Origin of the sequence: Shewanella insulae (assembly GCF_009831655.1) — a bacterium.
Lineage (GTDB): Bacteria > Pseudomonadota > Gammaproteobacteria > Enterobacterales > Shewanellaceae > Shewanella > Shewanella insulae.
In genome coordinates this window covers 53,479-64,507 of the sequence record NZ_WRPA01000022.1, presented here as the reverse complement: position 1 = coordinate 64,507, position 11,029 = coordinate 53,479, and the positions used below count along the sequence as shown (strand labels likewise).

Here is an 11,029-nt window from a genome sequence, read left to right as displayed (position 1 = left end):
CACCTGCCGACTGGAAGGGATGAACAACAAAATCAAACTGCTGAAGCGAATGGGCTATGGCTACCGGGATACCGAATACTTCTTTCTGAAAGTCAGAGAGGCGTTCCCCGGAGATCCGCGATGAACCTAAAAAAAGCCCTCATAATGAGGGCTTTGCGAAGTTCGCTCTGATTTAAGCTGTGGTATTAATGTTGTGACCACTATTTCCCACAGGCCCAGCGCTAGGCGCCGAGTCAACCGCTTCAATCAGCTGTAGTGCAATCTCTCCCTCTGCCTGCTGCTGCTCTTTGGCGAGCTGTGCAACTTTAACCCCAACGCTTCCATTGCTTAGATTAGGTTGTAGATTACTGGTTCCAACTGTTATTGCCATGATTACCGCCTTAAACTGGGTGAGAGCCTTATAGTTAACCAAATTAGCTTAGGTTAACTATAGTGCTATCGGCACCGTTTTGGAAAACTTTAGCCTTTACAAATTTAACTGGTGGCGCCGCGGCGCTCGATAAATTTGCGCCCCATGCTGATGACGAAAGTCAGGCCGATGGAGGCGAAGATCAAGCCTATGGCCAGGCCGGCGTTTTGCAGCGCCGTCGGATCCAGGGCCAGCATGCCCCCCAGGCCAATCATCATGATCCCCGACATCAGCTTCAGGGTTTGTCCCTCTTTCTCGGTGAGCTTGCGCTTACCCAGGGTGGCGCTGAAGGCGATTACGATTGCCGCGAGCGGGATCACATAGACTATGTTGTAGAAGGCCAGGTAGAGGTAGCGCTCGAATGCCGGCAGTTCATGCATAGTCAATACGCTGGTGTAGATCATCGGAAAACCTGCTGTGCACAGCAGCTCATAGGCATTAGCCAGGATGGCTAACACCACTGTGCCGGCGATCATCGCCGCCATGCTGCTGGCGCTGGTGAGCTTGCCCATGCGCTTGATTAGCCCGGTGCGGTTTTCCGCCGACATGGAGAGACTGACCTCACCCTTGGTGAAGAAGTATTCCTTGATGTTGATGGCACCGGCGATCAGCGCCATCAAACCGGCCCCGAGTATGATGAGGCCGCCGTCACTACCCGCGCCCAGCAGCTCGAAGATGTTGAGCCAGGCGATCATAAACAGGAAGTAGATAAAGCCCGAGAAGAACACGAAGATGCCGCCGACAATCAACATGCGGCTGCGACTCTTGGCGTTAACCATGATGGAGAGCAGAAACAGCAGCACGAAGAAGGCGCAGGGGTTGAAGGCGTCGACTCCGGCCAGCACCACGGTCAGTACGGGCAGGGATAGCTGCTCTGGCGCCACTACACCGATCAGTGGCAGCTCTATGGGTTGTACCTTAGTGACGGGCGCGGCAGGTGCGCTTTCCTCCAGCCCCAGGTCACAGGTGCCGGGTTCGCTGCTGGCGCTACAGGTCGCAAATAGCGGCTCGCCCTCTGGGGCCGCCGTACCCGTCTGGGTCGCCTGTTCACCGTCCTCAACCACGCCGCCCAAGGCGCGGTAACAGGCCTTGAGCTGCTGTAGAATAAACTGTCCAGTCACGGCTTCGCTGCTGTAACCCACTGTGGCCTGTTCACAGGCGGCGATATAGGGCACGGAGCGCGCGGCGACCTTGGTCTGCTCGGCGATCGCCTGCCATTTCTCCCGGGTACCGGCCTGAGACACCATGTGTGACTCTAGCTCTATCCAGGGATACTTTTCCGGCAGACTGTCGATGAAGGGATGGGCCTCGGCGCAGTGAGGACAGGTCTTAGACCAGAAGAAATAGAGCTTGATCTTCAGCTGACCGTCGGCATCCACATAATGCCATGTGGCATTTTGAGGCGCCGGACTTTCCGAGGCCTGTGCGAAGCTGGGTAGTGCGCTCGAGAGTAATAGAAAACAAAATATCAGGGCTCTAAACATAATCCCTCCCCGGGAGCTGATTTGCCAAAATGATGATGACAAAGGCGTGAATCCTCTAGGGACAGTTTACTGCGCGAGGTGGGGGAGGCTAAGTTTATGTTTAAGATTTGCAACACAAATCTTGAAATGTACTGGAAGTGTTAACTGGCGCGGATTTTTCGTTGTTGCCAAGTTGCCGCCTCACTTTTTCTCGGGAGGCGGCTCCAGGGCTATAGCGGCTTACTTGAGCTGGTGACGGCCGGGTGTGGTCGCGCTGGCGATTGCTGTCTCACTCTCTTCCTGTTGGCACCAGTGAAGGCTCAGGGTGCGGGTATCTTGCTTGCTGGCGGTTAGCAGCTTAGTGATCACGGGTTGGTTATAGTCCGCCTTGGTCAGGAAGGTTTTGACCCGTTCGATACGGCGATTGGCGAGCCAGAGGTTGTAGTCTCTGAGTTTCTTATTTGTTTCTCCCTTATTCAGGGGAAACTCCAGCAACAGATAACCGCTGTCGGCTTGAGTCTTCTCGATCAGCGCTTGCAACTGTTTGGCATATCGGCTATCGAAGTAAGAGCTGTTTTTCTCAAAGGGTATATCGCCGAAGCTGATGTTTTGCGGACAGGCGGCATTGGCTTGGGCGGCAAAGAGAAATGACAACATCACTAGCAGCAATTGCTTCATAGTGAACACCTCCATTGTGTTTTTTAGTGTATCGAGCTGAATAGTGGGGGGAATTTAGGGGATTATCGCTCGAAAAGCAACCATGTTTGTTGGTGGAAAGGTGCGGAAATCTCAGCCTTTTTGAGTATTTAACCTAGTGTCAGGATTCAGTCGAGCCGCATCTAGATGGTTTTACTTAATTATTTAATTAAGTCTCTGTAAAGATGACGGATTATTGACTAACTATGCAGTAAAAAATTTTTTTGATAATTTTTCACTTTGGCCTGCGCATGGCGTAAACTTGGTAAAAGTTGTGTGCAATTTAATGATGGCGATCCAATTCATGAGTCAATCCACGAGCCAAGATACTCACCCTAATCCGCTAGCCCTCGAAAACCAGGTCTGCTTCTCGCTTTATAGCGCCGCCAATGCCATGGTGCGCGCCTATCGCCCCCTGCTGGAGGCGTTGGACTTGACCTATTCTCAATATCTGGCGATGTTGGTCCTATGGCAGGAGCCGGGGATCAGCGTCAAGACCCTGGGTGAGCAGCTTCACCTGGACTCGGGTACCCTGACGCCCCTGCTTAAACGCCTGGAAAGCAAAGGCCTGGTGACCCGTGGGCGCAGTGAAACCGACGAACGGGTGCGGGTATTGCAGTTGACCGAAGCGGGCCGGGAACTGCAACAGCAGGCTCAGTCTATTCCGATGCAGATGCGCTGTAAGCTAGGCGGAGAGCCCGAAGAGTTTATTGAACTCAAGCGCCTGTGCGACAAGGCTTACCGCTATCTGAATGCGGCGGAAAAAAGTTAGATTCATTTAGCGAAAGGACGCGATATGCAGGCAGTGGATTTAGTGGTGATTGGTGGCGGCATTACCGGGGTGGGCATAGCCCAGTGTGCCCAGGCCGCCGGCTATTCTGTGGTGCTGCTTGAAAAGGATAATCTGGGGGAGAAGACCTCATCTAACTCGAGTAAGCTGATCCATGGCGGCCTGCGCTACTTAGAGTCGGGCCAACTCGGCCTGGTGCGCCAGTCTCTAAGTGAACGTAAGGCGCTGTTGACCCTGGCCCCCGAGCTGGTCAAGCCGGTTCCCTTCTATATTCCACTCTACCGAGGCAGTCAGCGTGGCCCGCTGGCCATTCGCGCCGGGCTGAGCCTGTATGCCTTACTGAGCGAGCTGGATCCCCTGGGCCAGTTTCAGTCTGTGCCGGCCAGTCGCTGGAGTGAGCTGGCCGGGCTCAAGCTCAAGGGGCTACGCGCCGTGTTTCGTTACTGGGACGCCCAGACCGACGATGGCGCTTTGACCCGCGCCGTGGCCCAGAGCGCCAGGCAGTTAGGGGCAGAGCTGCTGACCCAGGTCAGCCTGGAGGAGATAGAGCACAGGCCAGATTCCTGTATCGTCAGCTTTAATGCCGGGGGGGAGATGCGGCGCCTCAGTAGCCGCTGCGTCATCAATGCCACCGGCCCCTGGGTCAATCAGACGCTCGAGCGGGTCATCCCTAAGGTGGAGGTCTCTGCCTTGGAGCTGGTGCAGGGGAGTCACCTGGTGCTGGATATCCCCTCGCCGAGCGGCATCTTCTACCTGGAATCTATCTTCGATAAGCGGGTGGTGTTTGTCATGCCCTGGCAGGGAAAGACCATGATAGGCACGACCGAGACCCCGATCGAAGCGGTGGACGCCGCGGGTGTGACGCCAGCCGAGGAGGCCTATCTGCTGGGGATCTATCGCCACTACTTCCCCCTGTGTGAGGCCGATGGGGCGCTCGAGGGGCGTATCACAGGGCGATACTGCGGCGTGCGCGTGCTACCTAAGCAGGGCGGTGAGGCGTTCGACCTGCCCAGGGATACCATGATGTTATCGCGCGATACCCATCCCAACCTGCTCACCGTCTATGGCGGCAAGCTGACCACCTTCAGGCACACGGCCAAGGAGGCGCTGGCCTGGGTCAAGAGTCGCTGCGGGCCTAAGCCAATATGTGCCGATGTCGATACGTTACGCCTCACGCCTGTGGCAGATGAATCAATGGTAAGTCAGTCGCCCTCGGCGAAAGGTGATTTTTCTCCTCAAAAAGGCTAAAGTAGGGCGCCTTTTTTAAGCCAAACTGCGAGCAAATCATCCGTGAAGTGTGCCTATTTCGATGCTAATCAGTGTCTTTCCTGTCGTCATCTCAAGACGCCCCTGAACCAGCAGGTGGCGGCGAAGACGGCGACTCTAGAGGCATTGCTCAAGGATCTGCCGGTGGAGCAGTGGCTTCCTCCCGTGGTGGGCCCAGAGAGTGGTTTTCGTAACAAGGCCAAGATGGTGGTGCTGGGCGCCGCCCATCAGCCGATATTGGGGCTGATGAGCCCCAGCGGCGAGGCGGTGAGCCTGTGCGACTGCAGCCTCTATCCTCAGGATATGCAGCAGTTGTTGCACCGTTTAGAGGAGTTTGTGCGCCAGGCGGGGATCCCGCCCTATAGAGTCGATAAGGCCAAGGGCGAGCTTAAGTTTATCCTGCTGACCCGCAGTCAGGTACGCGGCGAATATATGCTGCGTTTCGTGATGCGCTCCGAGCAGGCCATTCCCCGTATCGAGCGCGAACTGCCAAAGCTGTTAGCCGAACATCCAGAGATCAAGCTGGTGTCGGTGAATCTGCAGCCAGTGCATATGGCTATTTTGGAAGGGGAGGAGGAGATCTTCCTCACCGAGGCAACTAGATTGGAGGAGGAGTTTAATGGCGTACCCCTCTACATTCGTCCCAAGAGCTTCTTCCAGACCCATCCCGAGGTGGCGGCCAAGCTCTACCTGAGCGCGCGGGACTGGACCCGTGAGTTGGCGCCTAAATCGATTTGGGATCTCTTCTGCGGCGTCGGCGGTTTCGGCCTGCACTGTGCCTCGAAAGAGGTGGCCCTTACCGGCATAGAGATCGAGGCCGAGGCGATCGCCTGCGCCAAGATGTCGGCCGAGACACTGGGGCTTGATAACGTGCGCTTCACCGCGCTGGACTCGACCAGCTTCGCCAGCGGCAGCCGCGGCGAAGAGAAGCCGGAGCTTATCATAGTCAACCCCCCCAGACGCGGCATCGGCGAGGCACTGTGTCACTCCCTGAGCGAGTTTGCCCCTAAGGCGATTCTCTACTCCAGCTGTAATCCCAAGACCCTGGCCAAAGATCTGCATTGCATCTCAGGCTACCGTGTGACCAAGGTACAGCTGTTTGACATGTTCCCCCACACGGATCATTTCGAGGTGCTGGTGATGTTGCGGCGCACAGGCGAGTAACCAGCCAAGTCTTTCTATTCGTTTGTCATCAGGCTGTCACCTGTCTGTCATAATCTAATTAACCATGCTATTCAAAAGGCTGCGCTCGTTTAGTCGGCGCGGTCAAGTCTCATGTGGCGCGTTGACGGAGGATGACAACTTGGGCGAGGTATTTAAGCAGTTTATGCTCCTGGGGCTGATGAGCTTCGGCGGGCCGGCGGCGCATATAGGGTATTTCAAGCGGCGTTTCGTCGATGAGCTCGGCTGGCTGGACGCCGAGCGTTTTGGCGCCATCGTCGCAATGAGTCAGGTGATCCCCGGGCCGGGTTCAAGCCAGGTGGGTTTCGCCATAGGCCATCACAGGGCTGGGTTATCGGGCGCAATCGCTGCCTTCATGGGCTTTACCTTGCCCTCCTTTCTGCTCCTCTATCTGCTGGCGGTGGCGAGTCTGAGCTGGCTGGATACCAGCTGGTTTCAGGGACTGATCCATGGCCTCAAGCTGATGGCGGTCGTTGTGGTGACCGATGCCGTGCTGAGCATGTTCAAGCAGTTCTGTCGTCGCGGCGCGACTCGGCTACTTATGCTGCTCTGCGCCTCGCTCACCCTGTTTGTCGGCACCCTGGCCAGCCAGCTGGGGCTGTTGATCTTGGCTGGAATTATCGGTGCTATTCTGCTGGCGCCATCGGCCCTTCAGGACACTGAACAGGCTGAAGGAGGGCAAGACACTAAAGGTGTTCGACGCGGCTCACTCGATGCCTTGCGGCCAAAGATGCTGCCTCTTTGCTTGTTTTTGTTGCTGTTTGGCTTGTCGCTCTTCTGGCTAGGAACTGGCCATAGCCTGCTACAGCTGTTTGCCCAGTTTTATCAGGCGGGCGCCCTAGTGTTTGGCGGCGGTCATGTGGTGCTGCCGCTGCTGGAGGCGAGTGTCGGTCAGCAGCTGACCAGCGAACGTTTCCTGACGGGTTATGCCCTGGCTCAGGCGGTGCCCGGCCCCATGTTTACCCTGGCGGCCTTTCTCGGCGCCGAGTCCTTGTTTGAGTCGCCCCTGTTGGGAGCGCTTGTGGCGACGCTCGCCATCTTCCTTCCGGGATTTTTACTGCAACTCTCCCTGCTGCGCAGTTGGCATGGCCTGATGGGGCGGGCGAGATTTCGCGGCGCAATAATGGGGATCAATGCCGCCGTGGTGGGCCTGCTGCTGGCGGCGCTTATCTCCCCTGTGATCGTCAGTGCCGTTCTCGCCTGGCCCGATGCCCTCTTAGTATTGATCGGACTGGCCTGGCAACTTCGTTATCGGCCCAGCATTCTCATGCTCTTGTTGGGCTTCGCGCTGACGGGGATCTTACTCGGCGTCATGGGGGCGCTGTTTTAAGGGCCGGGCACATTTTCGGAAAAGGCACGCCTGTTCTAATTAGCCTGCTGATTGCGCCAGACCAGGGTGAGGCTGGCGCCGCCGAGCTCATCGGACTTTGCTACCTCTAACCGGCCCTGATGCCAGATGGCGATCTTGCGGGCGATGTAGAGCCCCAGGCCGTAGCCGGAGCCGTCGGCCTGCTCCTTATCTCTGGCGAAGGCGGCCAGCAGCTGTTTGCCCTTGCCTTCGAAGCCTGGGCCATCATCCTCTACGGTGATCTGGCACAGATCGCCTTCGCAGCGAAAATGCACCTGAATATTCTGTTTGGCGAAGCGCAGGGCGTTCATGATTAGGTTTTGGGTGGCAATGCTCATCGAGCTGGCATCGAACACCGCCAGCTTATCGTCGGCGATAAAGGCTATGCCTATCTTGTCCTGATAGAGGGCAAATTTCTCCTCTAACTGTTCGAGGAAGGCCTGGGCGCTGACCGCCTGTTTCTTTATCTGCGCCTCCCTGTGCTCCAGCTTGGCAAAGGAGAGGTAGTTGTTGGCCAACTGCTCTATCTCATCGATATCGGCGTTGAGACGCTGCCAGTACTTGTCATCCAGCTCCGCCTTGCTTAGCTGCAGCGCGAAGCGCATGCGCGCCAGAGGCGTCCTGACCTCGTGGGAGATGGTGCGCGACAGCTCCTTGTGCATCTGCAGGAAGTCGACGATCTGTACCGTGACCTCGTGAAAAACCTTGGCCAGGGGATAGATGGCCGAGCGCTTGTTGATCGTCTGCTCCATCTTTCTCGGGTTGGCGCCAAACTCCACCGCGGATGTCTGTAGCTGGGAGAGATCCCGAAACAGGGGCCAGATCAGCAGCAGCGCCAGGCAGCCCAGGCTGGCGTAGAGGGCGAAAATGATAAGTTCGGTAGGTACCGCCTGAGTGGGGTTGCGCAGCACTGGGCCGAAGGCGATCACCTTGGCCGTTTGCTTGCTCGCCTCTGTGTTTGAACTTTGGTTAGCTTCGGGGGACTGGCGATAGTAGTAGGTCTTACCACCGCTGAGGGTGAGGGCGATGGTTTCGCCGCGGTCAAGTTTATCGGCCAGGCCCTGGGGTAATGCCAGTTCGTCGCGGGAGAGCTGGCGGATTAGCACGCTGCTGTCTTCCTCGCTCAGGCCGCGAAACACGCTGTCGACATCTATCTGGTAGGACTCCATCTGGTGCTGCATGGCGCCGTGGATCTCGCTGAATGACCAGATGATCAGGGCGCTGCTTAAGATCAGCAGGGCGTAGAGGCGGTAGAATTGAAACTTCATCCCTTATTCGAGCTCTGGGGCTGATAGTTAAACAGGTAACCCTGACCGTGTACCGTCTTGATGGTGAGTCCGTCGATCCGATAACTGTCTATCTTCTTTCTCAGACGGCTGATCTTGAGATCGATCGCTCTGTCCAGGCCATCGTAGGGGCGGCCCACATACTGCTCGAACAGGTATTCGCGGCTGAGTACCTTGCCCGGATGCTGGGCGAAGATCCATAGTAGGTCGAACTCCTGGGTGGTCACCTTCTGCGGGCGATCGCCTATGGTCAGCTGTTGATGGGTATGATCTATGGTGAAATCGTGCAGGGTAACGCTCTGGGGCGGCGCCTCGCTAGGGAGTTTTCTCAGGTTGGCCTTAATGCGAGCCACCAGGAGTTCGGGGTTGACCGGCTTGACGATATAGTCGCTGGCACCGAGTTCTAGACCCTTTATTTGCTCCTGCTGACCGTCGAGAGCCGTCATGAAGATGATCACGCATTGGTATCTTGCCTGCAGGTCGGCGAACAGGCTAAAGCCGTCGCTGTCGGGCAGCATGATGTCGCAGATGATGAGATCGAAGGTGAGATCTGTGGGCAAATTTGCCACCGCCTGGGCCGACTCGCTGTGAGTCAGGTCGAAACCTTGCTGTGTCAGGTAGAGCAGGGTGAGCTCCGCCAAATCCAGATCGTCTTCAATAAGGAGAATCTTAGGTTTGCTCATAACAGGTTCCAGTTGAGTCCTCGGCGTTTTCGGGTGTTGACGGGCTGATAGGTGGCGATCTGTATGGTCACCTCATCGAGCACCTTGTTGTTGATATCTTTGATCTGCACCAGGGTATCTTTGGTGAGCGTCAGCTCCAGCAGGTGATCTACGCTTAGGCGATCGAAACACTGCTCCGGGACCTCTCTGAGGGCTACCCAGATACAGGTCTGTTCCAAGGCCTCGAGTCTGTAGCTGATCTTGAGTGTCAGGTGGCAGGGCCTGCCAGCCTCGAGCACCGCGCAGGTCTTGGGTTTCACATTGACTTGGGTGCTATTGCCCTGACAGTAGAAGCTGGTGGCCAGGGCCAGCAGCAACATGCACTGTATCAGCTTGGTGGCGTTAGAAGGCATAGCTGACTCCGATGAACCCAGACAGGTATCCATCCTTCTCTACCATGAGGTTCTTAGTGATCTCATCTCCTAACCAAGTGTAGGTGATAATCGCTACAAAATTAATGTCTTGCCACAGAGGCACATTGACTACGCCACTGGTGTGGTAGTTGATGGCCGCCGACTGGGGTTGTTGAACTCGACCGCGGCCCAGCTCCTCCTGGGTAAAATGGTAGTAGTAGCTTATCAGCTGGCTGCTCTTACGAATCGCGCCTATCTCAAATCCCAACGCGCCCCAGGAAAATGCCATGCTTTTCTTAGCCTTGAGATGGATCTCGTTGCCCTGATGAACGCCGCTGATGTCGTGAAAATAACCTAGGGTGAAATCGCTGTAGGGGGTGAGCCAGGTGGTGCTGAGCCCGCCGAGGTAGGAGATGTTGCGCTCTATCGGTACCTCGGGGATCGCCGGACCGAATATAGGCTGCTTGTTGGGCTTGAAGCCGAGTATGTCGCTCAGAAAGACCTTGTTCCAACCATCGAGCTCGAAGAAGAAGCCATCTTCGTTGAGGCGGGTCTGCAGGTCGATAAACAGGCTATCCGACTCATACAGGCTGTAGCCCAGAGTGAAGTTTTCCACGTAGAAGCGGTCATCATAGTAGGACCAGCTTGGCAGGGCATAGGTGGTGATATCGTCCGACTTGGCTCTGGGGTTCTCGATACCGCCATAGCCTAAGGCGAGGGTGAAATGAAATTCGCCCGTGGTAATGTCGTCTATCTGCTCTTCGGCCCTGGCCTCGCACAGGAGCAATCCCGTGAGAAAAATAAGACCGGACAAGAGGTACTTCATGGCCTTCATCCACATCCTGAAAGGTAAATTAGCATCTAAAACCATCTAAGGTTAAAAGTCTGTAAAAACTTTTATAAGTGTACAAAATGCTACATGCCTTGGAGTATTTTTTCGAGTAGAGACTTTGGCTTACCTTTCATCATATCCCTTAAGCTTTGCACGCTTGGCGTGCTGTCGCTATCGCTTTGTTGTCATCTCTTATCATTTTTACTGTCGTTTGCAGATCACTTTTACTCATGTCAGGTTAACGGCACAAATTGTGAATCCCGATTGAATAATCATGCTTGAGCGGTTCCATCTTTCCGGAGCATGGTATTATTTTTTGATGTAGCAATAAGAGGAATTTGTCCACTTGTAGGTTCATAGGGGTATGCTTGCTAATCTTGTTTTGTAGCGTTTTTGTTACCACTCAAGATTGTTCGGGAATCTTAGGTTGGCAATCATACCGATTTGTTTTTAATGTGTTTATTGGTGGTTTTTAGCCTTGCCTCTAATTCTGGTCAGACCTGGCATTCATCCAAAATACTCATTGTTAACCAAATGTTTGTTTTTTAACAGAACTACAAAATGCTACACCAAAGCTATCCACCTTAGTTAAGTCATCATGATTATATGTTAGTTCGCTGATGAATAAGTATGCAAACAACAAGCTTCATCAGGGCATAACTACAAAAAAGGTGGAAGTTTC

At 55.1% G+C, this 11,029-nt stretch carries 11 protein-coding genes and 1 pseudogene; 5 read left to right on the top strand and 7 right to left on the bottom strand.

All coding sequences use genetic code 11. The features are described 5' to 3' along the window. Positions 1 to 124, top strand: a 124-nt coding sequence (locus GNT65_RS18480; RefSeq protein WP_146194370.1) for a transposase, incomplete at its 5' end; no start/stop codon positions are given. A gap of 48 nt (positions 125 to 172) precedes the next feature. On the opposite strand, the gene GNT65_RS18475 is transcribed toward GNT65_RS18480, so the two are convergent. The 3 genes from GNT65_RS18475 to GNT65_RS18465 form a co-directional block, all read right to left on the bottom strand. After that, the gene (locus tag GNT65_RS18475) at positions 173 to 370 is read right to left on the bottom strand and encodes a hypothetical protein (RefSeq protein WP_011864602.1); all 198 of its coding nucleotides are present in this window, start codon (positions 368 to 370) and stop codon (positions 173 to 175) included. Positions 371 to 474: 104 nt separating this feature from the next. Then, positions 475 to 1,893 (bottom strand): cytochrome C biosynthesis protein, encoded by a 1,419-nt coding sequence (locus GNT65_RS18470; protein WP_160798673.1) that lies wholly within the window; start codon positions 1,891 to 1,893, stop codon positions 475 to 477. 219 nt (positions 1,894 to 2,112) lie between these two features. Continuing rightward, positions 2,113 to 2,550, bottom strand: coding sequence for an OmpA family protein (locus GNT65_RS18465; protein WP_181006368.1), 438 nt, complete (start codon positions 2,548 to 2,550; stop codon positions 2,113 to 2,115). Positions 2,551 to 2,872: 322 nt separating this feature from the next. Between GNT65_RS18465 and ohrR the strand changes: the two genes are divergently transcribed. The 4 genes and pseudogenes from ohrR to chrA all read left to right on the top strand — a co-directional run bounded on the left by ohrR (position 2,873) and on the right by chrA (position 7,136). Continuing rightward, on the top strand, positions 2,873 to 3,340 hold the full coding sequence (gene ohrR / locus GNT65_RS18460) for a transcriptional regulator OhrR (RefSeq protein WP_244952227.1): 468 nt from the start codon (positions 2,873 to 2,875) through the stop codon (positions 3,338 to 3,340). 24 nt (positions 3,341 to 3,364) lie between these two features. Next, positions 3,365 to 4,606: a glycerol-3-phosphate dehydrogenase/oxidase gene (locus GNT65_RS18455; RefSeq protein WP_160798671.1), complete on the top strand. Its 1,242-nt coding sequence runs from the start codon at positions 3,365 to 3,367 to the stop codon at positions 4,604 to 4,606. 39 nt (positions 4,607 to 4,645) lie between these two features. Then, positions 4,646 to 5,788 (top strand): annotated as a pseudogene (gene rlmC / locus GNT65_RS18450) (23S rRNA (uracil(747)-C(5))-methyltransferase RlmC); the annotation flags it as partial. Positions 5,789 to 5,927: 139 nt separating this feature from the next. Beyond that, entirely contained in the window at positions 5,928 to 7,136 is a 1,209-nt protein-coding gene (chrA, locus tag GNT65_RS18445) for a chromate efflux transporter (protein ID WP_160798669.1), read from the top strand. Positions 7,137 to 7,171: 35 nt separating this feature from the next. Here the strand turns inward: chrA and GNT65_RS18440 are convergent, their stop codons facing one another. From GNT65_RS18440 to GNT65_RS18425, 4 genes are read right to left on the bottom strand one after another with little or no spacing between them, the layout of a single operon-like run. Continuing rightward, complete coding sequence (locus tag GNT65_RS18440) at positions 7,172 to 8,422, bottom strand: sensor histidine kinase (protein ID WP_160798668.1); 1,251 nt, start codon at positions 8,420 to 8,422, stop codon at positions 7,172 to 7,174. Further along, positions 8,419 to 9,123 carry a response regulator transcription factor gene (locus GNT65_RS18435; RefSeq protein ID WP_160798667.1) on the bottom strand — a complete coding sequence of 235 codons (705 nt, stop codon included), beginning with the start codon at positions 9,121 to 9,123 and terminating at the stop codon, positions 8,419 to 8,421. Before GNT65_RS18435 ends, GNT65_RS18440 begins: the two co-directional genes overlap by 4 nt. Beyond that, a complete protein-coding gene (locus GNT65_RS18430; protein WP_160798666.1) occupies positions 9,120 to 9,515 on the bottom strand; it encodes a DUF3019 domain-containing protein in 396 nt (131 codons plus the stop codon). Before GNT65_RS18430 ends, GNT65_RS18435 begins: the two co-directional genes overlap by 4 nt. Further along, complete coding sequence (locus tag GNT65_RS18425) at positions 9,505 to 10,341, bottom strand: MipA/OmpV family protein (RefSeq protein WP_244952226.1); 837 nt, start codon at positions 10,339 to 10,341, stop codon at positions 9,505 to 9,507. Before GNT65_RS18425 ends, GNT65_RS18430 begins: the two co-directional genes overlap by 11 nt. Positions 10,342 to 11,029: the final 688 nt, after the last annotated feature.

Excerpts from the sequence above, each read along its gene's own strand:
- GNT65_RS18440 (WP_160798668.1), bottom strand. The coding sequence starts at position 8,422 with ATGAAGTTTCAATTCTACCGCCTCTACGCCCTGCTGATCTTAAGCAGC.
- GNT65_RS18465 (WP_181006368.1), bottom strand. The coding sequence starts at position 2,550 with ATGAAGCAATTGCTGCTAGTGATGTTGTCATTTCTCTTTGCCGCCCAA.
- GNT65_RS18430 (WP_160798666.1), bottom strand. The coding sequence starts at position 9,515 with ATGCCTTCTAACGCCACCAAGCTGATACAGTGCATGTTGCTGCTGGCC.
- GNT65_RS18475 (WP_011864602.1), bottom strand. The coding sequence starts at position 370 with ATGGCAATAACAGTTGGAACCAGTAATCTACAACCTAATCTAAGCAAT.
- GNT65_RS18425 (WP_244952226.1), bottom strand. The coding sequence starts at position 10,341 with ATGAAGTACCTCTTGTCCGGTCTTATTTTTCTCACGGGATTGCTCCTG.
- ohrR (WP_244952227.1), top strand. The coding sequence starts at position 2,873 with ATGAGTCAATCCACGAGCCAAGATACTCACCCTAATCCGCTAGCCCTC.
- GNT65_RS18435 (WP_160798667.1), bottom strand. The coding sequence starts at position 9,123 with ATGAGCAAACCTAAGATTCTCCTTATTGAAGACGATCTGGATTTGGCG.
- GNT65_RS18470 (WP_160798673.1), bottom strand. The coding sequence starts at position 1,893 with ATGTTTAGAGCCCTGATATTTTGTTTTCTATTACTCTCGAGCGCACTA.
- GNT65_RS18455 (WP_160798671.1), top strand. The coding sequence starts at position 3,365 with ATGCAGGCAGTGGATTTAGTGGTGATTGGTGGCGGCATTACCGGGGTG.